We start from the raw sequence: 26,879 nt of genomic DNA, 5'->3' as shown, positions 1-26,879 counted from the left end.
AAAAGGCCCCATGAAGTAACAAACGGTGTGCCCGCCCCGCAACACGCCGAGCGGACACACTTTTTGCTACTTAACCCCCAAATCACCGTTTTTCACCGTTTTTTTTTGGGGGGGGGGTAAGTCGTTGGGTAGCCGTTGGGTCTGACGAACTCGCGCACTGCACAACCGGGCATTAAAGGGGCGGCCATCAGAAATGCGGTGTGAGGCGCTGCTCGATTAGTCGGCCTGAAGGTACTTAGCTTGAGGGGGTGCTGGGTTGATTCCGGTCGATTTGCCTCAGCTCATGTACGCGCTGCTGGCTTTCGGTTTCACATATCGATGAGTTATTCACTTATGGATACGCTGGAGCGCATCGATAGGTGAATTATGCATCGATAAGTGAGCGCAGCGCTAGAAAATAGCTGGCAGACGGGCCTAGTCAGTCCACGGTGGGGTCGCAACAGTAGAGGGCGGGAGAAAACTTTTCCTGTCCCCGCCCTCTATAAAGAACTCTACGAAGCCCTGGTCTTCGATTTCTTCAGCATGATCATCGGCGGAATCAACAGGGCTAGCCCGCCGATAAGCGCGACTCCACCGAATAGCCACACCAGTCCGGCGAGGATTGCGATGGGTGCGAGGATGGCTGCCGCGATCTCGAAGGGCGCGAATCCCACATAGGCCATGCCAAATTCCTCGAGCGTGCCGGATTTCTGCTCCGGGTCCACAATTTTCAGTACGGCGATGCCCGTGGCCACGGAGGCAGTTGCCCAGCCCCAGCTGAATACGGCGCGCTCGAACCAGCCATGTTCAAAGATGCGTGGTGCGACGTAGAAGAACAACACCAGGCAGAAGGCCAGGCCCACGACGAACAGGATAATTAGCGGGACGATGTAGGTGGCCACCACTGCCGGCACAATCGACGCGATGCCGACTGCAACCAGGAAGTCCGTCGACGCGCCGGAGACCGAACCCATCAACTTTGCATCCAGGTAGTGTGGTGCCTTAATCAGGTGCAGCACGCCTACACCTGCCAGGCCGACCAGGAATGCCATTGCGAATAGTGGGAAGCTCAGTGCAGGGAAGATGTCATTGACCCAGTTGGTCAGGATATTTGCCAGGAAGAGCGTCACCGCTAGTGCTGCAACGTGCAGCGCGATTGGTTCGATTGAGGACGGGCTTGTAGTCGCCCGCCCCACACTTGGGCGCTGACCAGGAAGGGAGATGATGCCTGTCCGCATATCCTCCGGCAGTTTATCCAAGTCTGGCAGCTCGTTGGTATGGCCCTTCTTCGAGCCCCATCGGGCGAAAATCACGCCACCGATAATTGCGGAGAACATGCCCACCGCTGCGGCCGTAAAACCCAAACTCGTGGCCTCGGTCATGCCTGCTGAGTCCAGCGCGCCACCAACTGCGGCGGCCACACCGAAGCCACCGACGAAACCAACGGGAAGCATGATGCCGAACCAGTCCGGCGTATTGAACAGTGGGGCGAAAATTATCACGCCGAGTAGCGCGAAGAATCCCCACTGCGCCAGGTACATGCCTACGGAATAGGACCACATCGTTCGCGCGCGCTGGCGCACCTTGGCATCGAAATCCATTGTGAATGGCAGGGCACCGAAGACTGCCGCGATGAGAATGGTCGCGTAGTCGCCGAAATGCTCGCTGAACTGGATTATTCCCAAAGCGTTGGGGCCTAGCAGCAAGCCGAGCAAGCCCGCAGTAATCGGTGCGGGGATGAGAAGCTTTTGGAACCAGGGGATGAACCGTCGCATCAAATTACCGATGATGAGCAGCAGCGAGATCCAACCGATATCCATCAAGACGTCGAAGGGTGTGTAGCCATCCACGTGAACTTATTGCCTTTCTCGTAGGTGGGGTTTCACCATTTAACAATTATGCGAACCACATCATGGATTCTAAGAAAAGGGTTAGAACCATAGGGATACGTTGCGATTGTATGTTAGCTACCGCGAGATTTTGAGGCTTCGGCCCCAGTTGAGCTCACTTCCTTTGCAGAAAAACCACCTACCCAGTTCATTCTGGGAGGTGGTTTTGGTTGAGGTCAGACGGTTTTACTGTCGGCCATTCTTAATGCGCGACCAAGCCGCTGCGATAACCACGCCAGCGCATGCGATGGCGAGGTAGGCCCACACGTGATCACCGCTGGTCTGAATGGTCTTTGGCGGAGCAGGAGTGTTCTCCGCAGTCAGCACACTTTCTGTGTCACGGCCGGAGGTGATGTCATCGATCCAGTCAGCAGTGCCAGCGAGGGTAGTGATAGCTGCGCTGGGGGAGGGCAGGTCAGGGTCGCCATTGGAGGTTCCGGCGGTAGCGAGACCAGCGAGCTTTCCGTCGACGAAGAATGGGCCACCGGAGTCGCCTCCCTGCATACCCGCGCCGGAAACGGAATGTGCGTCCAGGATGGCGCTTTGAATCATTGGCATCATGGCAGCGTCGGCTGGGATACTTTCTGTCCCTGCCGGGATCGACTCGGTTTTGGAGTCATCTGGCATGGCAGCTCCTGGCTGCATCTCCATTGATTCCATAGCGTCACCCGGAACAGCGCCGCCCGGAATAGCCTCACCCGGAACAGCTTCGCCTGGAGTAGCGTCACCCGGAACAGCACCACCAGGCGCAGCCTCACCTGGGGTTCCTTCAGTGGGGCCTCCTCCCAGCAGCTCATTGACGACCATCTTGGTCATCGGAAGCTGCCCGGATCGTGCCATGGACGAGCTGCTGCTCCAGCCGTAGAGAGTTCCCGTCTGTCCAGGTGTGGGGATATCGCGGGAGACCTTCGCCGGGGTTGCGTCGGTGACCTTTTCGGTCAGGTGAAGCAATCCCGCATCAGACATTGGAGAAAGCGCCCAAGAATCGGCATCGTAGACCTTTCCACCGATGCGGGCCTGGGTCCCTTCGTTGTTCACAGACTCCAGGCAGTGGCGTGCGGTGAGCACCCACTGGTCGGCAACCAGCGTGCCGGTGCAGTCACCGAAATTACCGATTTTGCCAATCTTTAGCGCGGCCACAGAACTGCTTTCAGCATTGGCGGGTGCGGGTTCGCCGTTTTCCAATGCAAGAGCTGGAGTCGCAGATAGAAGCAGGGTGCTGCTAACAATTGCTGCGATGGAAAAAGATGTTTTCTTCACGGTTATTTCCCTTTCCCAGAAGGAACAATGCCCTTGATTGCGGTGGCAACGAGTTTTTCGGCAGGGCCCTGTCCGACAAATTTCTTCCAGAGGCTAGCGATGACGAGGAAGAATACGATGAAACCTGCTGCAGACAACGTGGAATGCAATGCAACATTCTGCTGCCAATAAAACGCGGTGAGAACGTGCAGGATGTAGATTGTCAGCGACATTGTTCCCATAGCCGCGAATGGGTAAACCACAGCTGGGAAGCGATCGCCTATGAAAAGGCACAAGTGCAGGACAATGGCGGCAACTGCGACGGAGAGAATGATTTCTCCGAAGACGCCAGTGTGTCCGGTAAAACGGAGCCAGCCAGCAATCTCGGGATCAAATCGGAAGTACATGCCGACGGCCGTGATGACAGCACTGACAGCGGTGACAATCCAGCTCAACCGAGCATTGGCGCTGTTCTCAGAGGTGGAAGTGTCTTGCAGGCGACGGCGTAGGTAGACGTCGTAAAGCAGCATGCCGCCGATGAAATATGCGATCCACGCGAGTAGCGGATAGATCTGCGGCAGCGTCATAGGCGCGTACTTAATTGTGGCGGCGATGGTGGCGGCGATGAAGAAGCCGACTCGCCACCAGGTTCCGAGCGCTGGCATCCAGGAAACCAGCATCATTACCAGGCCCATGATGACGAGGACCACCTGAATTTCTCCACCGACCGGCAATAGTGCCAGGCCGATGAGAATGATCAGGGCACCGCGGGTGATTAGACGCAAGAAGGTAGTGCTGCTGTAATTACGGCCGATGATCATCATTGTGGCGCCGGCGATGATGGCGAACAGTGATGAGGGTAGGCCAGAGAGCACAACCTTTGTGCTCCAAAGTAGTGAGGCCATATGGACAATGATCATGCCGATGATGGCGAGTGAGCGCGCTATATCAAGCCCCACGATTCGGGTAGGTTTATTCACCCCAGATTTCTCCTTTACTACAACTTATAGGGAGGTGCTCTTTGGTAAAAAGCACTCTCTACAAATGGCGTATTGAAAACGACTTTCTAGTTGTAGCAGCCGAATCTGACAATACATTAAGTGAGCATGTGTAAAACACGGTGTTTCGTCTGTGTTTTTACTGGGAAACTAGCGCGTTCAAAAAGCCCAGGGGCACGCGTAACCTAGTGGCATGAGATCAATGCTGACGAGTTTCACCTGGTCCGAGGTGTCAGACGTCTTCCTCGTGTACCTGTTAATCATTGCCATCCCCACTGCTCTCACATGGGTAGGTACCGCGTGGCTGGCCAAAAAGTACGGTGAGCGCATCGCATATGGTCACACGGTTTTCGTCTTTGTCGCCGCATTTGTAATCTGCTTTTGTACGCTCGCGTGGACGCTCGAGGGCGAATACGACTATTCGCCGTGGCAGGTCTTCTGCAGTGGCTTCGCGATGGTCATCCTCACTGCCTCTGCCATGATGCGCGTGCCCGCACCAACTCTGAACCTGCTGCCCACCTGGTGGGCAGCGGTCGCCGGCTATGCCCTGTGCTGGAGCATCATCGCCGGCACTGACGACATCACCGGGCTTTGGGGAGTCGGTCTGATATTCCTGCTTCTCGGTCTCATCGCAGGCATCGGCGTAGTCGTGTGGCTTACGCTGGCGATAAGGAGGCTTTTGTTGGATTCTGCCGCTTAGGGATTCTTAGTGGAACGGAGTTCGACAGCTAACTCGTCGATACGGCGCTCGAGGTCATCGCGAATCAGGTCCATGCGTTCTTCTCCGTCGATGCCTCGTTTTGAAGGCTCGTCAGTAAGCCAACGCTCGAGTGAGCCTTGAGCGTCCGAGGGGAGCTCTACATGAGCGGCATCGCCGATGATGACAACACGATCTGCAGTCCGGAGAATCGTGGGGTCAATGGGCTTTGGTGATGCACCGTCCATAGAGGCGCCGATTTCTGCAACTGATTTGGCTGCAAGCGCATTGGTAGTAGTTTTGGGGTTCGTTCCTGCTGAAAGGGCGATGAACTGCGTGGCATATTTTGCACGCGCGATGGCCTCGGCCATCTGGGATTTACCGGCATTTGCCACGCAGATGAAAAGTACCTTCGGGATTTCCTTCATTTCAGAATCCTTTTCTATAGTTTGTCCGGTACGGAAAGGTCATTGGGGAAAAGGCGCGGCCCGAGCCAGCGGGTGACGTAGACAAGTGCAACGAGTACGGGTACTTCAATAAGTGGTCCAATCGTTCCCGCAAGTGCTTGCTGGGACAATGGGCCGAAGGTGCCAATCGCAACCGCAATTGCCAGCTCGAAGTTATTTCCGGCAGCCGTAAAAGCAATCGATGCGGAGGTTGCGTAGTTCATGCCCGCGGCCTTGGCCGAAGTGAGAGCGATCGCGAACATGGCGAGGAAGTAGATCACTAGTGGTAGCGCCACTTTCGCAACGGTCCAGGGATTCTCAAGAATCTGCTGTGACTGAAGTGCAAAGAGCAACACGATTGTGTATAGAAGGCCGGCAAGCGCCAATGGTGAGATTTTGGGCAAGTAGTCATTTTCATACCAGTCGCGACCACGGGCGCGTTCACCAACTATGCGTGATGCTGCGCCAGCTAGAAGCGGAATACCGAGGAATACCACTACGGATAGTGCGATTGCCCAAAAAGAAAAGGTGGCGGAAGTGGTTTCCAGTCCCAACCAGGAGGGCAGAATCTGCAGGTAGAACCACCCTAGAGCGCCGAACATGAGAATTTGAAATAGCGAGTTTACGGCCACCAATACGGCAGCGACTTCAGTATCGCCGCAAGATAGGTCGTTCCAGACCAAAACCATTGCAATGCAGCGGGCGAGACCGACGATAATCACGCCAGTGCGCAGTTCTGGACTATCGCTGAGGAATATCCAGGCAAGGATGAACATCAGTGCGGGGCCGAGAATCCAATTGAGGAAGACTGTGATGCCCATCAGCTTCCTTGATGTCAAAATTTCGCCCGTTTTGTCGTATCGAACCTTTGCGAGCGGTGGGTACATCATGACCAGCAAGCCGATGGCGATTGGTACGGAAATTGTCGCAATTTTTGCCTCTGCCAGCCAGTTCACAAATGACGGTGCAATTTTTCCGAGAATGAGGCCAATTGCCATTGCAGCTGCAATCCATAGCGGCAAGAAGCGATCTAGGAAGCTGAGTGACTTTGTAGTCTGTGTCATAGTTTCCGGTGTAATCAATATATCGATGATTGTCAATATATTTTTTTGGGGGGGCGTGTAGCCTCAACAGGTATGGACGAAATCTCAGAATGCTGTGCACTTGGCGGTCGGCCTCTCGACACGGCGGAAGCGCAAGCTGCGGCAACGCTCTTCAAAGCGCTGGCGCAACCGGCGCGCCTGCAAATTTTGTCTCAGCTCGCTGCCGCTGGCTGTAGTCCGATGACCGTGGGTGAGCTGGCCGCTGTTTCTGGGCTTAGTCAGCCGACGGTGTCGCATCATTTAAAGACCATGGCGGATGCCGGGCTGCTTACTAGGTCTAAGAGTGGACGGGTAGTAACCCATGAGGTACGCCCTGAAGTATTTGCTGAGCTGCGACGTATCCTGGATATCGGTCACGCGAACGGGAGCTAGTGGGGCGCTCGTCGCAAATTGCGATAGGTTGGAAAACCCTGTTTACCAGTTCAGGCGCTTGACGACGGCGTCGTGAAGCAACCCATTCGTCGCAACCGCGTCCCCGCCGTGCGGCCCGTCGACTCCCGCTAGGGAAGTGAAGCGGCCGCCAGCTTCCTCCACCAGAATCGCAAGAGCTGCCAGGTCCCACAGGGAAACTTCTGGCTCGGCGGCGACATCGACCGCACCCTCCGCTACCAGGCAGTAGGAAAAGAAGTCGCCATAGCCACGAAGGCGCCAGGCGTCATCGGTGAGACCGATGAAGTTGTCGCGCAGGTCGCGCTCGGCCCAACCTGTGAGCGAAGAGTTAGAAATTGAGCAGTCCGCGATGTTCGCCACCTTCGAGACTTCAATGAGGCGCTCAGCGGCTTCCCGGCCGCCGACCTGCACGCGCTTGAATGCGCCGTCGCCCTTGGACGCCCACCAGCGACGTCCCAGCGCAGGTGCGGAGATCACGCCGACAACCGGCTTGCCGTCTTCCAACAGGGCAATCAAGGTGGCCCAGACCGGGACATTGCGCACAAAGTTCTTCGTGCCATCGATGGGGTCGATGACCCACTGACGGCCCTCAAACACAGCTTCGCCACCGAATTCTTCGCCGAGGACCTCATCGCTCGGGCGCTTGTCCGACAGAATCTCGCGGAGCAGCTTTTCGCACGCGATATCGGCATCGGAGACCGGCGTGAGGTCGGGCTTGGACTCGACGACTAGATTGGCCGCCTCGAAGCGGGACATCGTGAGGTCATCGGCTGCGTCGGCAAGCGACAGTGCAAGGGCGAGATCTTCGGAGTAAGAGGTGGTCATGGCCGAAATTCTAGCGCAGAACCTCACGCAGCTCTGCGACCTGGCCGCTTGAGCCCGCGAGCTTCCAGCGCCGCACCGACGTGCCTTCGCCGCCTGCGCCCGTAATAAGCGCATATCCAGGCAGCCAGTCCCAGGCCGCGACGTCGCGCTGGAACCATACGCCGATGCGGCCGTCGGCCACGCCTGCCATATCCACTGACGCTGAGCCCAGCATGCGCCAGGTAGCGCTGCGGGACACTGCATCCAGCCAGGACTTTGTGGCTGTGACCTCGGATTCCTCGCTCGAGCTCACCACTGTGGTGTGGAGGTATGTCGCTGCGCAGACTTCCGAAAGCGGGTGGTCAGTGACCCGGAGATCGTCAACAGTGCCGTCAATGTTGATACGAGTGGTCGGGAGACTGGGGCCACCAATCCAGCTTTCGCCCGTGGCCGGACGGTGCACCGCGCCGAGGATGACCTCGTCCGGATTGTTCGCATCGCCCATAACCAGCGCCAATGCGCTGCACCAGTAGTCCGAACCAGTGGTGAAGTTGTAGGTGCCATCGACAGGATCGATCACCCACGTGCGACCAGACTGGGACTCCTTCGCGGACCCTTCCTCGCCAAGAATGCCGTCCTCCGGGCGGAGCGCGGCCAAAGCCTCGACGACGAATTTCTCCGCTGCGCGGTCGGCCGCGGTGACGACGTCGGAAATCGATGTCTTGTACTCCGTGACCAGGCCTTCGTCGCGCATGCGAGCAGCAATGGCAGCGGCACGCTTCACGATGGCAACCGCAACACTGGTATCCGATGCCACAATCGACTCGGACACTTGGGCGAGAAAGAGTTCTAGGTCCTGGCTGGAATCTTGGTGCGGGTCTTGGCTGGAATCTTGGCTGGCGGTGGATTCAGACATACGTCCTATTGTGCACCGAAACAGGCGGTATAGCTAAGGTAGTACCCGTGAACCCGGATCTGAATGCTGACCTCAAAGAACTCGACGCGACGCTGACCACCATTGAGAAGGTGGTCGATGTCGACGAGCTTTCCGACCGGATCAGGGAGTTGGAAGCCCAGGCCGCCGATCCGTCGCTGTGGGATGACCCCGACCACGCGCAGCAGGTCACCAGTGCACTGTCGCAGGCGCAGGCGAAGAAGAAAAAGATCGACTCGCTGCGCGGGCGCCTCGACGATCTCTCCGTGATGTATGAACTCGCGGAAGAGGAGGGCGACCCCGACGCCGTCGAGATGGCCGATGCCGAACGCGCTGAGCTGCGTGCCGACATCGAATCCCTCGAGGTCACGACGATGCTTTCGGGGCCTTACGACGAGCGCGAGGCGGTCATCAACATCCGCTCCGGTGCCGGTGGCGTGGATGCCGCTGACTGGGCCGAGATGCTCATGCGCATGTACCTGCGCTGGGCCGACAAGCACGGGCATAAGGTCGAGGTTTACGACACGTCCTACGCTGAAGAGGCCGGTATTAAGTCCGCTACTTTCGTCGTCCATGGCGAGTACATGTACGGCACCCTCTCGGTCGAACAGGGCGCGCACCGGCTGGTTCGTATTAGTCCTTTCGACAACCAGGGCCGCCGCCAAACTTCCTTCGCTGAGGTCGAGGTGCTGCCGGTTGTGGAGGAAACGGATCACATCGACATCCCCGAGTCAGATTTGCGTATCGACGTCTACCGCTCCTCCGGCCCAGGTGGGCAGTCGGTGAACACCACGGACTCCGCGGTCCGGCTTACGCACGTCCCGACCGGCATCGTGGTGACTTGCCAGAACGAGAAGTCCCAGCACCAGAACAAGGCATCTGCCATGCGAGTTCTGCAGGCGAAGTTGCTGGAGAAGAAGCGCCAGGAAGAGCGCGCGGAGCTGGATGCTCTCGGCGCAGGCGGCAATGCCTCGTGGGGTAACCAGATGCGCTCCTATGTGCTGCACCCGTACCAGATGGTCAAGGATCTGCGTACCGAATACGAAGTCAACAACCCACAGTCGGTCCTCGACGGTGACCTCGACGGTTTCATCGAGGCCGGTATTCGCTGGCGCATGGCTCAGCAGTCCGAAGGCGAGTAGCGCTAGAAGGGCGGTTCGTCTTCGGGCGCTTCCGGTGCCTCGGGTGTTTCCGGTGTGGTGGGTTCGTCGGCTTCTCCGTTTCTCTCGTTTTTGTTCATTCCCAGTTCTTCGCGAGCCTGATTTGTCAGCTCCTGTGATTCGCGGAGGTGTTCCAACCTCTGCTCGTTGTATTCCTTGAGTGTCTGTGCTTTCTTTGTCTTGCGCAGGTCGAAAGAGTAGCGACCGTGGCCGGAGAGCGGTCCTGATTCTGTGCTGATAAGCGCAGCTTTTTCGGTGCTTTGATCAGTGACGGAGGTCCAGTACTCCACGCCGTCGATATCGCGCACGACATTCCAAAGACCGGCCGTTTTTAGATTGTGGTGGCGGCGGCATAGGCAATGGAGGTTAGGCGTTTCGGTTTGGCCACCTTCTTCGGGATTCTCGTGGTTATACGACTGAATGTGGTCGATGTCGCACTTCGTTGCATCGACATCGCATCCGGGAAAGCGGCAGGTGCCGTCTCTACCTTGGACGTAAGTACGCTGTCGCTCTGTTGGCGAGTACTTTTCCGTTTTCTCGTCCGCTAGTAGCCGAATGCTAGTGACTCGATCGAGCCAGGATTCAGTGGCGATTTTGTTGATCCACCCCAGACCGCCGATCCATGCCTCCTGCGGCTTGTCTTGAGTAAGTGGGCAGTACAGATTCAATGTGGCGGTGACCTGAGCAGTCCCGTGCAGAAGGTGTGAAAAAGCCTCGACGAAGTCGCAGTCCTGATCAGCGGTAATTTCTTCCAAGACTTTCTGAAACTCAATTGCCCGCTCAGGCATCAGTTCCATGGTGACTTCAGTGAGGTTGTCCTTTAACTCGAACTTTATAGATTCGCCAGCTTTTTGCTCGATGCCTTTTTGAAACGAAGTAATCGGCGGGTCGTACTCATTTTTAGGGCGCAATAGCGGGCTGACTTCATCAATAAGTCGCTGAATATTCTGTTGAAGACTCCGAACTCCGCGAAGAGCTTCACCATTGACTCTCGGCGTGATCAGTTCGAGGAGATGGTCTTCGAAATATTTCACAGTAGAGGCGTCATCCAAGGGGAGGATGGCTGTGGCAATGACCCGCATGTGGGGAAGCGGTAGCTGTGCGCGTTTGAGCAGAAGCTCTTTCAACCGCGGGAGCCGCTCTAGCTGCATCCCGATATCGATGTACTGGAGTGTTCTCCCGCGCGACATGCCAAGAGCTGGAGCGATTTTGGCGATGTAATCTTCGACATCTTTTGTTGAAGAAGACGGAACACAAGCAAGGGCAAGCTGCAGATCAGCTCGATTACGGTCAATTCCAAGACGTGCTGGTGCTGTTTGAGAAATCTCATGGTGAAAGCGTGGCGCTGTTGCTTCCATCGCCGCAGCGTAAGTGCGTTTCCGTGGTATATGTTCCCCGCTGGCCATTGATGAATCCCCCTGAAAGATAAAGCCTGGACGTTGAAATGTTGAAATAAGGAAGAGGTAGTGAAAATATTTTCGACTAACTCTGAGCGTCAATTTTCCGAGCTTTAAGCAGCTCGGCGACGTTATTTGGTGTTTTTAATCCTCGCGTTTAATCTTTCATCGCTCATTTTAATCGAACAGGTAAGCGAAGTAAAGGGTGATTGAAAGATTTTTGGGGAAAATAATTTCGAATGCCGCTATGGCGTGAGCTTTCGTGCAGTCGCGCGCTCTGGGGTAGCGTTCGACGCCGCCTGTTCCCGCAATCCCGTCACGGCGACCAATTCCACGCATTCCAGAGTGACTTGAGTGGCTTAAGTGATTAGAGTGTCTACTTATGATCACTTTCGACGGGGTTACCAAGTCCTACTCGACTTCTAGCCGACCAGCTCTCGACGACGTTTCAGTCCACATAGATAAAGGTGAGTTTGTCTTTCTCATTGGACCGTCGGGCTCTGGTAAGTCGACCTTCCTGCGCCTTATGGTGCGTGAAGAGAAAGTGGATTCAGGAAAACTGACGGTTGCAGACCAGGATCTAACCAAGATTTCTCGTCGCAACATCCCTAAATTGCGTCAAAAAGTGGGGTATGTCTTCCAGGACTTCCGCCTGCTGCCAAAGAAGACGGTGTACGAAAATGTCGCGTTCGCGTTGCAGGTAATTGGCAAGCCGAAGGCGAAAATCGACAAGGCAGTTCCGGAAACGCTCGAAATGGTCGGGCTCTCGGGCAAGGAAAACCGCTACCCGCACGAGTTGTCTGGTGGTGAGCAGCAGCGCGTCGCCATTGCTCGCGCCTTCGTCAACCGCCCGCTCATCTTGCTTGCCGACGAGCCCACCGGCAACCTCGACCCAAGCACCTCCGGTGACATCATGCTCCTGCTTGACCGCATCAATCGCATGGGCACGACCGTTATTGTGTCGACTCACGACAACGATGCCGTGGACTCCATGCGTCGCCGCGTGCTGGAGCTGGAGCTGGGGCGTCTCGTGCGTGACGACGCCACGGGTGTTTACGGCCTGAACAACTAGCAGACAGTCCATCGGTAGAAGAACTCATTCGAAAGGTATTACTGACCTATGAAGACTCGCTTTGTCCTCGGTGAGGCTTTCTCCTCCTTGGGCCGAAACATCACGATGACCATCGCGATGATTATTACGACTGCGGTGTCGTTGGCGCTGCTTGCGACGGGCATCCTGGTTACTGAGCAGACCAGCCGCACGAAGGATCTCTATCTCGATCGAGTAGAAGTGCAGATTGAGCTGAATGAACAAATCTCCGCCGAAGACCAAACTTGCTCCTCGCCGGAGTGCGCTGACGTCGTCGGCAAGCTTGAAGAGGCTGACGGCATTGATTCGGTGACCTTCCGAAATCGTCAGCAAAACTTTGACCACTTCGTGGAGATGTTCAAGGACAGTGACCCCGTGCTCGTGGAAAATGCGACGCCGGAGTCGCTGCCGGCTGTCGTGATGGTGCGTTTGAGCGATCCGACCGATGTCAGCCCGCTCGATCCGATTCGGGAGCTGCCACAGGTCGACCACGTTACTGACCAGCATGAAGAGATCGGTACTGCAGCTCAGAACTTGGATTCGGTGCGAAATGCGACCTTCCTGCTGGCTGCGGTGCAGGCCGTTGCCGCTGTGTTCCTGATTGCGAACATGGTGCAGATTGCGGCGTTCTCGCGTCGTAAGGAAGTTGAGATTATGCGCATGGTCGGTGCCAGCCGTTGGTTCACGCAGGCGCCGTTCGTCCTCGAGGCTGTGATTGCGTCGCTGATTGGTGGTGTGCTGGCCATTGGTGCGCTGTTCCTGGGCAAGGCGACGGTCATCGATCCGGCGCTGAGTAACCTGTACAAGGCACAGCTCCTGGCGCCGCTGACCAACGGCGATATCGGTGTGGTGGCGCCGATCGTGGTCGTTATTGGCATGGTCTTCGCTGGGCTTGTTGCGCAGGTCACGCTGCGTCTTTACTCACGCGACTAGGGTTGCAAAAAGGTTAGCTATTAGGCCCCGCGGTTAAACCCGGCGAATAGGGTCGTCGCGCCCTGCCGGGTAAACTGTGGACTATGAATAATGACGACGTCCAGCGCCCACCGAAGCTCGACAAGAAGGCTTATGAGGCCGAGCTTAAAAAGCTCCAGGCAGAGCTCGTCGAAATGCAGCAGTGGGTAGTAGAAACCGGTGCCCGAATTGTCATCGTGATGGAGGGGCGTGACGCTGCCGGCAAGGGGTCGGCCATTAAGCGCATCACGCAGTACCTGAACCCCCGTACCTGCCGTGTTGAGGCTCTGCCGGCCCCAACTAGCCGTGAGCAGGGTCAGTGGTACTTCCAGCGGTACGTCGAAAAGCTGCCGACTGCTGGTGAAATCGTGATTTTCGACCGCTCCTGGTACAACCGTGCCGGCGTTGAGCGGGTCATGGGCTTCTGCACCTCCCAGGAGTACCGTCGCTTCTTGCATCAGGCGCCGATTTTTGAGCGTCTGCTGGTCGAAGACGGCATTATCCTGCGTAAGTACTGGTTCTCTGTGTCGGACGAGGAGCAGGTTGCCCGCTTCAAGTCCCGCCGTGAGGATCCGCTGCGCCGCTGGAAGCTCTCGCCGATGGATTTGGAGTCCATCACCCGCTGGGAGGATTACTCCCGTGCAAAGGATGAGATGTTCATCCACACCGATATCCCGTCCGCACCGTGGTTCACGGTTGAGTCTGAGGATAAGAAGCGTTCGCGTATCAATGTCATCAACCACCTGTTGACGACCATTCCGTACGAGCGCATTCACCGCGATGTTCCGGAAATCCCGGAGCGTCCGGAGTCGGAGGGAAGCTACGAGCGTCCGCCGCGCACGGAGTTCCGCTATGTGCCGGACGTTGCCGCCAATCTCGAGGCTGACCGCGTAAAGGGCGCAGGCAAGTCCGATAAGAAGGGCAAGAAGCACAAGAAGGACAAAAAGGACAAGAAGAGCAAGAAGAAGTAGCTCCTTAGTCTCAGTGAGGTTCTGGTCGTCAGAACCTTCGCAGCAGAACCTTCCCGTCAGAACCTTTCCCTGGTTAGTTATCTGTGTCACACTGGGTGGCATGACTGCTACTGATAACGGTTCTGGCACTGCACGCACCGAGGTCGATGAGCCGAAGGTGCTGCGAGAAGTCCACGGGCGATCTGGTCACCTTCGGCTGAATAGGCCGAAGGCACTTAATTCGCTCGATTTGGATATGGTCACCGAGGTCGTCGAGGGGCTCCGCGCATGGCGTGACGACGACTCGGTGGACCACATTGTTGTTTCATCCGGTCACCCCAAGGCGTTTTGTGCCGGTGGTGATGTGCGCGCAGTTCGGCAGGCTGTGCTCGATGGCGTTCCGGAGCAGGGGGAGGAGTTTTTCCGGGATGAGTACGAGATGAACGCGATGATTGCGGAATTCGCGCAGTCCAAGCCATATATCGCGATTATTGATGGCATCGCTATGGGCGGTGGCCTTGGTGTTTCCATGCACGGCTCCCACCGAATCGTGACCGAGCGTGCCAGCGCTTCCATGCCAGAAATGGCAATCGGCTTTATTCCCGACGTTGGAATTACCCACTTTTCGCAGCATGTGAACACGCGGTTAGGAGGGCCCTCGTCGGCAATCGCGAGGTTTACCGGGCTGACCGGTTACCGCCTAACTGCGGCGGACATGCTGTGGTCTGGATGGGCGACACATGCGGTGCCATCCGCGCAGCTGGACGAGTTTGTTGCGGCTCTGGACCGCGATGGAATTGATTCGGCGCTCGCGGAGTATGCGCTCGATGTGGACTCAGCTGAGGCTCGTGATCTGCTCGGGGATCCGCAGTTGGCCGAGTGGAGCGACTGCATTGAGGCTTGCTTTGGGGCTGATACCTGGGCGGAGATTGAGCGAGCTCTCAACGAAGCCGCTGAGGCGGGCTCCTGTGCATCGTCAACAGTGGAGACTTTTCGCGACCTGCTGGCACCCGCCAACCCGGAAAGTCTCGTAGCGGCCGTGGAACTCTATGCGGCTAACTCGGCCCACGAGGTCACCTTGCAGGAGGCGCTAGACCGGGAAATGAGGCTTGGCGCTTACATGCGTCAGCACCCCAATTTTGCCGAAGGCGTGCGGGCAGTGTTGGTGGATAAGGACCGCGACGCCGCCTTTAAGCCCGCTACCGTGCAGGAAGTTGATGTCGAAGAGATTCGACAGCACCTTCGTTAGCTGGCTATGCGTTAGACAAAGCTGTGGCGGCCAGTCGTCGGCGCGAAATCATCGGCAATCATGGCCGCCAATTCGAGATAACTCTGGGTGGTGGCGGGCTGGAGATTGTCCAGCTCGATATTGGCACCATTCGCGATATGCGGATCGTAGGGGATGACCTGCACTGCACGGCAGCGCTGGGCAAATAACTCGTGCACGGTCTCTGTGGACAGTCCCTGTTTATTTAGCTCGTTGACCACCACGACAGTGGTAGAAACCAACCGTTCGAAGCCGTGCGCTGAAAGCCAGTCCAATGTCGTCCAGGCGCTTTTCACGCCGTCCAGTGCAGGCGTGGTGACCAGCACCAGACAATTGGCCGCAGACAGAATCGAAGCGGAGATGGGCTGCGTCAGGCCGGTACCGCAGTCAGTCAGGCTCACGTTGTAATGCCGTCGAAGGATGTCGAGGGCCGCGCAGTATTCGCCGTCGGAAAGCGCGATCGTCGATGTCGGATTTTGGTCGCTGCCGACAACCTCCAGCCGTGACGGCGTGTGTGATGTATATGCGCGGACCTGCGCGTATTTGTCCGTATCCGGGGCTCGGAGCAGATCGCGAATAGATGCGGGATTGGCTGCGGTGACGCGTGCACCGAGGGTGCCAAAGTCCGGATTCGCGTCGATTGCGACGATTCGGTCACTGCGCAGGCTTGCAAGCGTGGCGCCCAGGCACATGGTTGTCGACGTCTTGCCAACGCCGCCCTTCACGCTGATAACAGCGATGTTGTAGTCACCGTAGATAGGCTGTCGCACCCGCTCTATCAGCTCGCGTTGCTTGCGTGCCGACGATGATTCCCGCGGTGAAATTGCGCCCCAGGTGGCCTTATGAACCCAGCTGCGCCAGCCCGACTGTGGTGCCTGCCGCGAGTTCAGGCTAGCGGCCAAGTCTGAGACGGAAACTGCGTGATTGACTGCGTGTTTGGTGGAAGCCATAGACTTCATCCCCTCCCCAAAAATCCCCAAAGTATGTCCCCGCCGTCGTTTTTACCACGCAGCCAGGACGACGGCGACTCCAAAGAAGGCATCGAGAATTCCGACCTGTTTCGGAGTCCACGGCCGAGCGCGGCGAGCGCCGGAGATTGGCATGGTAAAAGACCTGATGAGAAGCCCAATTGCGACGATGGGCACACCGATGCTGATGAGGTTCCGGTCGTGGAGGAGGAGCCACCCGATGATGGCCACGGCGGTAATGAGAACGTGATACGTGACCGAGCCAATGAGCCACTGGCGGTTGCCGCGCTTGCGAATCATAGTTTTTACATAGGGCACGGTGCCGACGAAATATCCAGCGTAGATAGCCGCAATTGCCCAAGCTTTCGGGGTTGGTCCGGCGATGATAGGCACCATGAGGCTAGCGGCCAGAACGGTGGAGACACCAGAGAGAAGTGAGCGCGGTCGGCGGCGGTAGGTCTCCCAAATAGCGATAGCGGCAAGAGGGGCAATGAGGGCGACCCAGGTGAGGAGGGAAACGTCGGCAAGCAGTGTGATGCAGCCGGCGACGGCAGTGAGCGCGGTGTACGTGGCGGCGGGTGCGAGGTGGCGGCGTTGGCGACGAGAGCGGAGCCAGACGCTCACGGCGAAGAATGCGAAGTAGCCGAGCAGCCAGGTCGCGGTGACGGCAAGGCCTGTCCATGTGGGGGTGAGGGCGAGAGCGGTCAGCGGGGGAATGGTGACCATGAACCAGGCGCCGTGCTGGTCCGGAACCCAGCCAGCGGAGCGCTTGTGATGGGAGCGGCGGGCGGGGCGGGGAGGACGTGGTTGGCGGGGCTTTTGGCTCATACTACGCATTGTAGATGCGTAATTATGTCGGGGCTGTATTAGAACCTCATATTGAAACCTCATTGAATAAAATGCACATGCGCGCAAGGCGACAGTGCTAACGTTGAACTCGCATTCTCAGGGCGAGGTGAAATTCCTCACCGGTGGTGATGCTGCGGCTGACGCAGACAAGTCCACGAGCGCCCTACCTGTGGCCAGAAGGGTCGTCAGGTAGGGGACAAGCAGATTTCGGTTGGAATCCGAAACCGACGGTCATAGTCCGGATGAAAGAGAAGGAGTTGAATAATTCGTGGAATACGTGTCGGGTTTTTTGGTGGGTTTCCTCACTGCACAGCTCAGTGTGGCGGGAGCACCAATCTTGATTCGTGAAATTGTCGGTAACCTCTTTGGCCTGGCGTGTGCCTTCCTAGGTATGAAACGGAAGGTATGGGCTTGGCCGGTCGGCATTATCGGAAATGCCTTGCTGTTTACCGTCTTCCTCGGCGGAGTTTTCCACACGCCGCAAAATCTTGATCTCTATGGCCAGGCGGGGCGTCAGGTCATGTTTATCGTCGTCAGTCTCTACGGATGGTTCAGCTGGGTCAAGAGCCGCAATCAGAGCGGTGACGAGGTCGCAATTGAGCCTCGGTGGGCGACGGCATCGGAACGCATTGGGATGATTACCGTGGCTATCTTCGCCACTGTGATTTGTGCCAATATCTTTGAGATGCTGGGCTCGTGGGGGCCATGGGCCGATGCCTGGATTTTCGTCGGTTCGATGTTGGCGACCTGGGGTATGGCCCGCGGGTGGAACGAATTCTGGCTAATTTGGATTGCCGTTGATGCCGTGGGAGTGCCGTTGCTGCTCAAGGGTGGCTACTACCCGTCGGCGGCGCTGTACCTCTTCTACGGATGCTTCGTTATTTGGGGCTTTGTCTCCTGGGTTCGCCTCGAGCACCAGAGCGACAATGACCAGCAGAAGAGCTCCGCGACCGACCAAGTACCGGCTTTGGCAGCAGCCGAGCGGTAGGATAGTCCAGGTGAGCTTCCGACCAGATAACTCCCGTACCAACCGCGCCCATCAAGCCGAAGAGCGTGCCCGCAGTCTCGTGCAGGACGTCCTCGACCGCGAGGAGCGGGTACGCAACAATCTGGCCAGCGCTGATGTCGACCCGTGGACGATGCGTTTCGTCGTCGATGAGTCGATTTCTGAGGGCGCAATCATCACCTGGCGCAATGAGGCCACTCGTGCCCGCCGCATCATGCGCCGCTATGACATTCAGCGGGGCTACCGCGAGAAGTTGCGCGAAGTTGAAAAGCGCATCGATGCCATGTTGCACCTCGCGGAATCGCTGGAGGAGTCGTGGGACGCCGCGGCACACGCTTCGAAGAGGCTTTCCGACGCGGAGGCCCGCGATGTCGCCGCCTTTGAACGCGAGCGCGAGCGGCAAAATGACGCGGCAGAGACTAAGCGGCAGCGTGAGGAGAAGGTCCGCAAGTTCCGTCGGAAAGCGGAGAATATTGCTACCGACGCGTGGGACGCGGGCCGTGACGCGCTGGAGAAGCTGCCGCCGCTGTCGTCTTCGCTGAAGGACATCGCGGCTAAGTTCCGTTCGCGGGGCTCGGAGGAGGAACCGCGCGAGGTACGGCGGGCAACAGCCCGCGACCTGCGCAAGGAGCCCCCGCTGCCGGAGGACTAGCGCTCCTCAGCTTTAGCTGCCTGGACTACCTCAACGAGCTTGGAAATCTCCTCGTGAGAGGGGCGGATATCCGGATGCGTGCGACAGTAGTCCAGCAACAAATAGCCAGCCGTGCGAATGCGACGATGGCCGTCCCAGTGCGGAGCGGCGATTTTGGGGTCGTTGGTGGCCAAAGACGAGATGGCCTGGCGCTCGCTGAGCAGCTCGTACTGGAGGTCGCGACGAATATCGAGTGCCTGATTCGGAGTGCCGGTTAGCAGCGCGCCGAGAAGAGCACCCATCTGTCGATAGCAGCGCGGAATATGACGCAGGTAGTGCTTCTCAATGCTCTCGGTCGGCCAGAAGTGCAGGACAGCGAGAGCCAGCGCGCAGGCGATACCGACTTCCAAAACACGATCGGTCACAATCGGTGCGAGCTCGCCAGCGACATTTCCGCCCAGCAGCAGCGCCAGCGGAGTGGTGACGATCGTCGTCAGCGCATAGTTCTTCACCACGAGAATCTCCGCGCCGAATTGGCAGGCTGCAAGCGCGATAAGTAGCGTCCAGCTGTCCAGGCCAAAGGAAAAAAGCAGCGCATAGAGGAAAATTCCGATAATCGAGCCCACCATGCGGTGAATCCCTCGAATCGAACCGGCGGTGCGGTCGGGGCCCCACTGTAGAGTCATCAATGCGCTGACCACCGCCCAGTCAGGCCGGTCAAGACCGACGAGCACGCTGATGAGACCAGCTAAGCCGCCAGTAATAGCCACCTTTGCCGCAGTCATTGACGCATGGGAATAGCGATCGAAAGAGCGGAAGATTCGGTAACTCACGCTTGGTCGCGCGAGTGGAATGGTTGTCTGTGTCTCGTCGATAAGGTTAGGCGTGTCCACGATGTCCACAGCGCTGCCGTGCACGCCCAAGCGGCCGCGGATAGCAATCAGCCGCTGATGAGCAGCAATGACACGGTTGACCAGTTCCGTATGGGAGGGCTTGACGATTTTGCTGCCACGGATGATGCCTGCGTCGGCAAGCGATTCCCATGCGTCGGTGAGTGCAGTTTGCGCCTGGTGATGAACGGCGAACGATGTCGAGTCTGACTTTTCCATCGCCTCGATGGCTGATTCAAGGGATTGGACGGCCGCCATCTCGGGGCCGTGCGGATTCCACAACCGCGGTGCCATGCCGATGACTATCGCCGAAAGCACACCAACGGTAGCCCACATGGCGGTTTCAACCGGGTTGAAGCCAAGGCGGGCGACCATTGTTGTGCCGCCGGAGACCATCACAATGAAGAATGAACCTGGCGGTGGCAGGCGCAGTGCGTTTTGAATAAAAGCGCCGATGGTGGCCAACGCCGTGGTAAAAAGTGCGATGAGCAGCAGCCATAGATTGCTGCCGCCGGAAGCGATCTCACCGTGGACCACTGATCCGACAAAACTGCCGGACATAACTCCGGCGATCAGGCATAGCCCGGCGATGGCCATCACGCGCAGACGACTGCGGTAGGGGTGGCCTTCGCCATAGATGACCACGCACCCACCAGCGGCGATAAGGAGCATCTCCGAGCCATGTCCGGTGAGAAGTGCCACGGCACCCGGCAGGAATAGCGCGAGTGCTGCGCGGAGGGCACCTGGCCATCTCTGCGCACGGGAGTGGAAGGCAGTAAAAAGTTGCCATGCACTTGGTTGTGGAGGAAGCTCAACCGTTTGGCTCAATGTTGGTGAAATCTCCTTAAAACTCTAGTCAGCGACCAGCGTCTCGAGCGTGAACTCCGGGTGCTCCTTCTCAATGAAGGACAGCTTCCACTTGTCGCCGAAGAGGGCGATGAGGGCGCCGTCGGAACGCGTGAAGATCTCCACGCCGCGCTGCTTTGCCAGCTCAGGCGCGGTCTCTTCGTCCGTGCGGCGGGCGACGGAGTAGGGGATGGGCTCGGCGATGGTCTCGACGTTGTACTCGTTTTCCATGCGTGCCATCATGACCTCGAACTGCATCGGGCCGACCGCGGCCATCACCGGGGCGGCATCGCCGCGGGTATCGTTGCGCAGAATCTGCACCACGCCCTCGGCATCGAGCTGATCGACAGCTTTGCGGAACTGCTTGTACTTGCCCAGGCTCTTGGCGCGCAGAGTGCGGAAGTGCTCGGGCGCGAACTGCGGCATCGGCTTGAATTGAACCTTGCGGCCCTCGTAGATCGTGTCACCCGGCGCCAGTGAACCCGCATTGACCAGGCCGACAATGTCGCCCGGGTAAGCCGTCTCCACAGTCGAACGTGTCCGGCCGAAAACGGTCAAAGCATACTTTGTGGAGAAAGTACGTCCCGACTGCGCATGCGTGACCTGCATGCCGCGGTCAAACTCGCCAGAGACAACGCGCATGAAGGCCAGCTTGTCGCGGTGGTGCGTATCCATACCCGCCTGCACCTTGAACACGACGCCCGAAAAATCATCCGTCGGTTCGCGCTTTTCGACGATAGCCCCCTGGCCGCCAGCCGCTGCAGCGGCAACGGCAGCCGGGTCGGACTCGCGGGCACCAGGTGCCGGAGCCAGCTCGCAGAGAGTGTCCAGGATCTGGTGGACACCCCAGTTCAGCATGGCGGAGGCGAAAATCACCGGAGAGGTGTCGCCAGCGAGGTACATCTCCTGGTCGTGGTCAGCGCTATCGGCGGAGAGCAGCTCGGACTCCTCGGCTGCCGTCTCCCAGGCGTCGCCCTGCTCTGCGGCGGCCTCATCTGGGGTGAGGTGACGCTCAGCGGCAATAGTGGCGCCACCGGCAGTGCGCTCGAAGCCGATGAACTGCTTGGCTTCGCCGTCCTCACCACGCTCCAGCAGACCGCGGAAGTCGCCGGCCTCACCAACTGGCCAGTACAGCGGAGTCGGTTGCAGACCAATCTCCGCGACAATCTCATCCATCAACTCCAGGGGAGCCTTACCCGGGCGGTCCCACTTGTTGATGACGGTGACGATGGGAATTCCGTTGGACTTACAAACCCGGAACAGTTTCAACGTCTGAGGCTCGAGACCCTTGGCACCGTCGACAAGCATGACAGCGGCGTCGACAGCGGTGAGCACACGGTAGGTGTCCTCGGAGAAGTCAGCGTGACCAGGCGTATCGACGAGATTGATCATGTACGGCTCGCCGTCGTGCCCCTCTGGCTGGTACTCGAACTGCAGCGCGGAAGAGGCAATCGAGATGCCGCGATCCTTCTCCATGTCCATCCAGTCGGACACAGTCGACTTACGGCCGGCCTTGCCGTGGACAGCACCGGCTTCGTTAATGACATGAGCATGCAGCGCCAGCGCCTCGGTGAGCGTGGACTTACCGGCATCCGGGTGTGCGATGACGGCGAATGTGCGGCGGCGTGCGGCTTCTTCGGCGAGAGTGGTCACAGGGAAACTACGCTTTCCTTAAAAAGAAAATCGGAATAAGGGAATCGGGTTCAACCTTTCTAACTTACCGCTCCAGTGGGGTAAGGGGTCAATTGTAGTTAGAGGTTGAACAGCTCGCGCAGCGTCGTGATGACGCCTTCCTCCGCGTTCGACGGTGCGATGTCGGTGGCGCGGCGTTTGATTTCCGGGTGACCGTTGGACATGGCAAACGAACGGCCTGCGTGGTCGATGAGCTCGAGATCATTCAGGTAGTCAACGAAGCAGACAGTTTCGGCAGGAGAGACACCTAGGGCCTCCTGCAGGGCGGCGAGTGCCGTGCCCTTGTTGGTGTTGGCATCGATGAGGTCGACCCAGTGGGCACCGGAGACTACCGCGCGCAAGTGCGAGCTTTGGGAACGCAGGTAATCGGCCGATTCCTCTTCGACGGAGTAAGGATCAAAGACGGCAATTTTGACGATGCCGTCCTCGGCGGCAGCGGCGATGACATCATCGACCTTCTGCAGCTTCAGGTAGTACTTGGCGGCCTCGTTGAACTGCAGCTGCTGAACTTCCTCCGGAATATTGAAATGCGGCGGGAAAAACTCCACGTATGCGCTGGCAGCGCCGCAGATAATAACCGACAGGGGAGTACGGCCCGCCGCCACACGGTTGTCGTTGAACTGGCGGATCGCGTGTACCAACTGAGTGACGATGTCGTGGTCGATACTGGTAACCGAAACCACCTCGCCCGCATCCGCGACATAGTTGCCGTTTTCCGCAATGATTGGGATGCGGTGTGCAATGGGGGCGAACTGGTCGGCCAGAGTTGCGTACTGGCGGCCCGACGCGGGAGCGAAGTGGACACCGCGGTCGAGCAGCTCCGTGACTACCGGCCAAAAGGACTCCGGGATTTCCTTGTCTTCATTTAGTAGAGTCCCGTCCATATCCGTGACTACAAGGCGGTATGGCGGCTGGGCGGGAGATTGCTGCTGGATATCCAGGAGTTCCGTCATGGCTCTTATTCTAACGGGTAAGTAGGGTTCAATTTTCTTCCTTGAGGTGTCTCCCGGTGTCTCCCCCGATTGGGTGAAAGCTGGGCCACAATACGGGGTACCCAGTTGAGGGCGATAGCCGGTGAATAGCGTGTGCGGGGTATTTTGAGGGGGAACTCATATTCATTTAAGCCAGGAGGATTTATGTCGGATTCGGCCCCCATCAAGCGCAATGACTGGAATGAGCGCATCAGCCTTGCAGAGCAGATGATCCCCCTCCTGGGGCAACTGCGCCGCAACAATGATGTCGTGACTTCAATCTTCGGCCGCCGACTGGAAAACGTTACCGAGACCGGCATCATTAAGTCGCACCGCTACGCCCGTCGCATCACCTCGCAGGAGCTGCCCCTGAGTCAGACCCTGCCGATTCTGCAGGAACTGGTGAAGATGGATCTCGGCACCGCCTCCATTGACCTGGGCGCCCTGGCTACCAGCTTCGAAGAGGAAGGCGGCGATCTGCGCGCATTCCTCGAGCGTGAGCTTGCCGACGTCATCGGTGCCGGGACACAGACCCCGAAGACCGACATTGTCCTCTACGGTTTCGGCCGCATCGGCCGCCTGCTGGCTCGCATTCTGCTGGCTCGGGAGGCACTGTTCAACGGCCCGCGCCTGCGCGCAATTGTGGTTCGCCAGAATGGTGAGGACGACATCGTCAAGCGTGCTTCGCTGCTGCGCCGTGACTCCGTCCACGGAGCATTCGACGGCACCATCTCGGTTGACCGCGAAAACAACATTATTTGGGCAAATGGCACCCCGATTCAGGTCATTTACTCCAATGACCCGGCAACTGTTGACTACACCGCCTACGACATTAACGATGCGATTGTCATTGACAACACCGGTCGTTGGCGTGACCGCGAGGGACTGTCGCAGCACCTTCAGTCCAAGGGCGTTTCCAAGGTTCTTCTTACCGCACCGGGCAAGGGCGATGTGAAGAACATCGTCTACGGAATCAACCACAACATCATCGAGGAATCTGACAACATTTTGTCGGCAGCTTCCTGTACTACCAACGGCATCACCCCGGTGCTGAAGGTCGTCAATGACAAGTGGGGTGTCGAGTTCGGTCACGTCGAGACCGTCCACTCCTTCACCAATGACCAGAACCTGATTGACAACTTCCACAAGGGTTCCCGCCGTGGTCGCGCAGCCACCCTGAACATGGTTCTCACTGAGACTGGTGCCGCAAAGGCCGTCGCCAAGGCTCTGCCGGAGTTCGAGGGCAAGCTGACCGGTAACGCCATCCGCGTTCCCACCCCGGACGTTTCCATGGCGGTGCTGAACCTGACCCTGGACACTGAGGTCGACCGCGACGAAGTCAACAACTACCTGCGTGAGGTTTCCCTCAAGTCCGTTCTGCGCCAGCAGATTGACTACATCCACTCCCCGGAAGTGGTTTCCACCGACTTCGTCGGCTCCACCCATGCTGGCATCGTCGATGGTCTGGCTACCATCGCCAACGGTAAGCACCTGGTGCTCTACGTCTGGTACGACAACGAGTTCGGTTACTCCAACCAGGTCATCCGCATTGCTGAGGAGATCGCAGGCGCTCGTCCGCGGGTCTACCCGAAGCGCAAGCACATCGACGAGCTCTAAGGCGGCGGACCTGAGCTTGAGCTGCTGAGCCCTCGAACGCCCTCTCCCCCCCCCTCCAAAACCACGGGGGTTGAGGCGATGGGGAGGGCAGGGGAGGGGGACGGGGAGATTTTTCTGTCCATCGACGACGACCTGGATTCCGCGTATGAGCCGTTCGAGTTGGTGAGGATTGTGATCCTGCCGGAACTGAGCGACGAGGATCTGGTTTTCGGCCTCCAATTCCGGGCCTCCGGCGACATCGAGCACGGGCGGGGGATGAAGATTCGGGAAAGTGATTTCGGGATCGTCGAATACGGCTCGGCGGAAGTGGCCCTGTTCGGCGCCTTGGTGGCGGCGTCCGGCCGCCACTCGGTTCCAATCCGCGTGGGGCCCTATGTGGATTGTCAATAGTCAGGCGGGACTTTCACGTACATCGTATGGGAGGGGTGTAGCCATGACTGATCGCCGGGCCGCATCGTGCGGGCCGGCGGTGATCAGCGCAGCGGTCTACGCAGCCGTGGCGATGGTTCTAGCAGGGATTTCTCGGAAGAACTCACGCCGAGTCAACAGGGCATAGATGTCGTTGCAGCGGCTCCGGGCAAGCCACATCACCGCGGCATTGTGCTTCTGTCCTTCAGCCCGTTTACGCAGGTAGTAGTCGCGCGATGCGGGATGGCAGTGCGACGCGATCCACGCCGATCGAAACATCGCGTTTTTCAACTGTTTATTGCCGGCCCTGGTGGGAAACTCGCCGCGGACCGACGTACCCGACTGCCGGGTGGTCGGTGTGATGCCGGCGTAAGCGGCCAAGTGCGCGGCGTCGGCGAAGTCCTGGCAATCGCCGATGGACAACACGATGTTAGAGGCGGTCTTGATGCCTACGCCGGGCATCGACATCAAGACCTGGGCAAGAGGGAACGATTCGAGCATCTCCTCGACTTGTCCGGCAATCGTGTCGCGCTGTGCTTGAAGCGCTTTGATGTTCGCCGCCAGCTGGGGAATGACCAATTCTGCTGCCGCAGTGCCGGGTACCGTGACAGTTCGCTCGGCAAGGGCGGCGAAAATTGCGTCAACCAGGGCAGCAGGGTCCTTCTTGGCGCGGTTGCGCATCCACTTCAGGCCCCGGCCTCGACCTGCGGCGGCCAGTTTTGTCGGACCTTCGTAGTGGATGAGCGAGTCCAGCACCAGCGTGCGGGAGAGAATCTCGCCTGCAAAGACGCGCTCGAGTACGGGGCGAATCTCTGTGAGCACGCTGGGAAGGCGGTTTTTCGTTCGGGGGGGGGCGGGGGGTAATTTCAGTAAATTGAGCCTGGCGTAATCCGATAAGCATTGCCTAACCTAATACTGTTTCAGGTGGTTTTCCCGATCGGGAATCGGCAACGGAAGCGAGGCGGCGACGATGAACGGAAAACGTGGATCGACCGGAGAACCCCTCTCCGGAGGGGGAGCCGGGGACGCGGTGGCGTCGCAGACGGATGACGGGCGGTTGGTGCACGTCGCACCGGTCGCAGCTGGTGGCCGACCATCCACCCGCGACATGCTCGTCGCCGCCGCGATCGGCGTCGCGGGGTCTCTCATCATCGTGCCCCTGACCTACCTGCAGGTGTTCGCCGGCATCGCCCACGTTTATCTCGTCGCGGCGACGCTCGGGTTGTGGTTCCTGCAGTGCGTTGTTCCCCTCATCGTCGTCCGCAAGCCTGGCGCGAGCCTTATCGCGTGCCTTGCCATGGGCGTCGTGTCCGCGGCGACCACCCCGTTCGGCGTCGCCGCAATCGGGGCGCTGACTATGGAAGGATTGCTCATCGAGCTTCCGTTCATGGTCACCCTGTACCGGCGGTGGACGCGTCCGCAGTTCGTGGCGTCGGCGATGTTGTTCTCCGCGCTGATGGGAACGATGGCCCCGCGCGCAGTCGGCGTCGACTCGCCGACCACGCCCATGACCCTGATTAGCTTCGCCGTAGCCTTGGCATCGAGCCTGGTGTTTTTGGTCCTGGGCTTTGCCGTCGCAAAGGGGCTTCGCAGCCGCGGAGTCACCCGGTGACCGGCGGAGCACCCGCGTGCGCCGGTGCGACACGCGGGACGGCCCCGGCCCGGTTACGGGTTAGTGGCGCGGGCGTCCGGCACGCCGATGGGCGA

The 26,879-nt window shown here is 58.4% G+C and carries 25 protein-coding genes, 1 pseudogene and 1 riboswitch; of the genes and pseudogenes, 12 read left to right on the top strand and 14 right to left on the bottom strand.

Annotation, left to right across the window (positions count from 1 at the left end; genetic code table 11):
• Positions 1-491 precede the first annotated feature (491 nt).
• The 3 genes from QP995_RS09040 to QP995_RS09030 form a co-directional block, all read right to left on the bottom strand.
• Positions 492-1,829: a sodium/glutamate symporter gene (locus tag QP995_RS09040; RefSeq protein WP_053087322.1), complete on the bottom strand. Its 1,338-nt coding sequence runs from the start codon at positions 1,827-1,829 to the stop codon at positions 492-494.
• Between the two features lie 225 nt (positions 1,830-2,054).
• The gene (locus tag QP995_RS09035) at positions 2,055-3,128 is read right to left on the bottom strand and encodes a trypsin-like serine protease (protein ID WP_070605778.1); all 1,074 of its coding nucleotides are present in this window, start codon (positions 3,126-3,128) and stop codon (positions 2,055-2,057) included.
• A 2-nt stretch (positions 3,129-3,130) separates the two neighbouring features.
• A complete protein-coding gene (locus QP995_RS09030) occupies positions 3,131-4,087 on the bottom strand; it encodes a DUF418 domain-containing protein (RefSeq protein WP_069359292.1) in 957 nt (318 codons plus the stop codon).
• Between the two features lie 211 nt (positions 4,088-4,298).
• Here QP995_RS09030 and QP995_RS09025 point away from each other — a divergent pair, with 211 nt between their 5' ends.
• On the top strand, positions 4,299-4,805 hold the full coding sequence (locus tag QP995_RS09025; RefSeq protein WP_284853135.1) for a hypothetical protein: 507 nt from the start codon (positions 4,299-4,301) through the stop codon (positions 4,803-4,805).
• On the opposite strand, the gene QP995_RS09020 is transcribed toward QP995_RS09025, so the two are convergent.
• Together QP995_RS09020 and arsB are read right to left on the bottom strand one after the other, a co-directional pair.
• Positions 4,802-5,230 carry an arsenate-mycothiol transferase ArsC gene (locus QP995_RS09020; RefSeq protein ID WP_101687435.1) on the bottom strand — a complete coding sequence of 143 codons (429 nt, stop codon included), beginning with the start codon at positions 5,228-5,230 and terminating at the stop codon, positions 4,802-4,804. The genes QP995_RS09025 and QP995_RS09020 overlap by 4 nt on opposite strands.
• Positions 5,231-5,244: 14 nt before the next feature.
• Complete coding sequence (arsB, locus tag QP995_RS09015) at positions 5,245-6,312, bottom strand: ACR3 family arsenite efflux transporter (RefSeq protein ID WP_076773203.1); 1,068 nt, start codon at positions 6,310-6,312, stop codon at positions 5,245-5,247.
• 72 nt (positions 6,313-6,384) lie between these two features.
• Here arsB and QP995_RS09010 point away from each other — a divergent pair, with 72 nt between their 5' ends.
• Entirely contained in the window at positions 6,385-6,723 is a 339-nt protein-coding gene (locus QP995_RS09010; RefSeq protein ID WP_256882012.1) for an ArsR/SmtB family transcription factor, read from the top strand.
• Between the two features lie 42 nt (positions 6,724-6,765).
• On the opposite strand, the gene hisN is transcribed toward QP995_RS09010, so the two are convergent.
• Positions 6,766-7,566 carry a histidinol-phosphatase gene (gene hisN, locus QP995_RS09005; protein ID WP_187401529.1) on the bottom strand — a complete coding sequence of 267 codons (801 nt, stop codon included), beginning with the start codon at positions 7,564-7,566 and terminating at the stop codon, positions 6,766-6,768.
• A gap of 10 nt (positions 7,567-7,576) precedes the next feature.
• Positions 7,577-8,461 (bottom strand): inositol monophosphatase family protein, encoded by an 885-nt coding sequence (locus QP995_RS09000; RefSeq protein ID WP_070429509.1) that lies wholly within the window; start codon positions 8,459-8,461, stop codon positions 7,577-7,579.
• A gap of 47 nt (positions 8,462-8,508) precedes the next feature.
• On the opposite strand from QP995_RS09000, the gene prfB reads away from it, so the two are divergent.
• Entirely contained in the window at positions 8,509-9,621 is a 1,113-nt protein-coding gene (gene prfB, locus QP995_RS08995; protein ID WP_038626269.1) for a peptide chain release factor 2, read from the top strand.
• A 2-nt stretch (positions 9,622-9,623) separates the two neighbouring features.
• On the opposite strand, the gene QP995_RS08990 is transcribed toward prfB, so the two are convergent.
• Positions 9,624-10,997: an HNH endonuclease signature motif containing protein gene (locus tag QP995_RS08990; RefSeq protein WP_284853134.1), complete on the bottom strand. Its 1,374-nt coding sequence runs from the start codon at positions 10,995-10,997 to the stop codon at positions 9,624-9,626.
• A gap of 421 nt (positions 10,998-11,418) precedes the next feature.
• Between QP995_RS08990 and ftsE the strand changes: the two genes are divergently transcribed.
• The 4 genes from ftsE to QP995_RS08970 all read left to right on the top strand — a co-directional run bounded on the left by ftsE (position 11,419) and on the right by QP995_RS08970 (position 15,276).
• Entirely contained in the window at positions 11,419-12,108 is a 690-nt protein-coding gene (gene ftsE / locus QP995_RS08985) for a cell division ATP-binding protein FtsE (RefSeq protein WP_016423233.1), read from the top strand.
• A gap of 48 nt (positions 12,109-12,156) precedes the next feature.
• Positions 12,157-13,059, top strand: a complete 903-nt coding sequence (gene ftsX, locus QP995_RS08980) for a permease-like cell division protein FtsX (RefSeq protein ID WP_016423232.1) — start codon at positions 12,157-12,159, stop codon at positions 13,057-13,059.
• A gap of 83 nt (positions 13,060-13,142) precedes the next feature.
• On the top strand, positions 13,143-14,048 hold the full coding sequence (gene ppk2, locus QP995_RS08975) for a polyphosphate kinase 2 (RefSeq protein ID WP_070606543.1): 906 nt from the start codon (positions 13,143-13,145) through the stop codon (positions 14,046-14,048).
• Positions 14,049-14,148: 100 nt separating this feature from the next.
• Positions 14,149-15,276: a 3-hydroxyisobutyryl-CoA hydrolase gene (locus tag QP995_RS08970; RefSeq protein WP_049192840.1), complete on the top strand. Its 1,128-nt coding sequence runs from the start codon at positions 14,149-14,151 to the stop codon at positions 15,274-15,276.
• 11 nt (positions 15,277-15,287) lie between these two features.
• On the opposite strand, the gene QP995_RS08965 is transcribed toward QP995_RS08970, so the two are convergent.
• Both QP995_RS08965 and QP995_RS08960 read right to left on the bottom strand, forming a co-directional pair.
• Entirely contained in the window at positions 15,288-16,244 is a 957-nt protein-coding gene (locus QP995_RS08965) for a MinD/ParA family ATP-binding protein (protein WP_246817603.1), read from the bottom strand.
• 51 nt (positions 16,245-16,295) lie between these two features.
• The gene (locus QP995_RS08960; protein WP_065419938.1) at positions 16,296-17,090 is read right to left on the bottom strand and encodes a YwiC-like family protein; all 795 of its coding nucleotides are present in this window, start codon (positions 17,088-17,090) and stop codon (positions 16,296-16,298) included.
• A gap of 109 nt (positions 17,091-17,199) precedes the next feature.
• A riboswitch (FMN riboswitch) is annotated at positions 17,200-17,369 on the top strand.
• 10 nt (positions 17,370-17,379) lie between these two features.
• Here QP995_RS08960 and pnuC point away from each other — a divergent pair.
• Complete coding sequence (gene pnuC, locus QP995_RS08955; protein WP_147766718.1) at positions 17,380-18,099, top strand: nicotinamide riboside transporter PnuC; 720 nt, start codon at positions 17,380-17,382, stop codon at positions 18,097-18,099.
• 10 nt (positions 18,100-18,109) lie between these two features.
• Positions 18,110-18,769 (top strand): hypothetical protein, encoded by a 660-nt coding sequence (locus QP995_RS08950; RefSeq protein WP_016423226.1) that lies wholly within the window; start codon positions 18,110-18,112, stop codon positions 18,767-18,769.
• Here the strand turns inward: QP995_RS08950 and QP995_RS08945 are convergent.
• From QP995_RS08945 to QP995_RS08935, 3 genes are all read right to left on the bottom strand, one after another.
• On the bottom strand, positions 18,766-20,466 hold the full coding sequence (locus QP995_RS08945; RefSeq protein WP_049192844.1) for an FUSC family protein: 1,701 nt from the start codon (positions 20,464-20,466) through the stop codon (positions 18,766-18,768). The genes QP995_RS08950 and QP995_RS08945 overlap by 4 nt on opposite strands.
• Before the next feature lie 24 nt (positions 20,467-20,490).
• Positions 20,491-22,137: a peptide chain release factor 3 gene (locus QP995_RS08940; protein WP_284853133.1), complete on the bottom strand. Its 1,647-nt coding sequence runs from the start codon at positions 22,135-22,137 to the stop codon at positions 20,491-20,493.
• Between the two features lie 98 nt (positions 22,138-22,235).
• Positions 22,236-23,129, bottom strand: a complete 894-nt coding sequence (locus QP995_RS08935) for a Cof-type HAD-IIB family hydrolase (RefSeq protein ID WP_284853132.1) — start codon at positions 23,127-23,129, stop codon at positions 22,236-22,238.
• A 183-nt stretch (positions 23,130-23,312) separates the two neighbouring features.
• On the opposite strand from QP995_RS08935, the gene QP995_RS08930 reads away from it, so the two are divergent.
• Both QP995_RS08930 and QP995_RS08925 read left to right on the top strand, forming a co-directional pair.
• Positions 23,313-24,764, top strand: a complete 1,452-nt coding sequence (locus QP995_RS08930; RefSeq protein WP_049172209.1) for a glyceraldehyde-3-phosphate dehydrogenase — start codon at positions 23,313-23,315, stop codon at positions 24,762-24,764.
• Positions 24,765-24,842: 78 nt separating this feature from the next.
• The gene (locus QP995_RS08925; RefSeq protein WP_070605756.1) at positions 24,843-25,154 is read left to right on the top strand and encodes a hypothetical protein; all 312 of its coding nucleotides are present in this window, start codon (positions 24,843-24,845) and stop codon (positions 25,152-25,154) included.
• Between the two features lie 96 nt (positions 25,155-25,250).
• On the opposite strand, the pseudogene QP995_RS08920 reads toward QP995_RS08925, so the two are convergent.
• Positions 25,251-26,018 (bottom strand): annotated as a pseudogene (locus QP995_RS08920) (transposase); the annotation flags it as partial.
• A 184-nt stretch (positions 26,019-26,202) separates the two neighbouring features.
• Here QP995_RS08920 and QP995_RS08915 point away from each other — a divergent pair.
• Complete coding sequence (locus tag QP995_RS08915; protein ID WP_187400548.1) at positions 26,203-26,784, top strand: ECF transporter S component; 582 nt, start codon at positions 26,203-26,205, stop codon at positions 26,782-26,784.
• Positions 26,785-26,879: the final 95 nt, after the last annotated feature.

It is taken from the genome of Corynebacterium sp. MSK032, assembly GCF_030232065.1.
Taxonomy (GTDB): domain Bacteria; phylum Actinomycetota; class Actinomycetes; order Mycobacteriales; family Mycobacteriaceae; genus Corynebacterium; species Corynebacterium jeikeium_D.
Note: the sequence above shows the minus strand (reverse complement) of the source record. Positions and strands in the feature narration are given on the sequence as shown.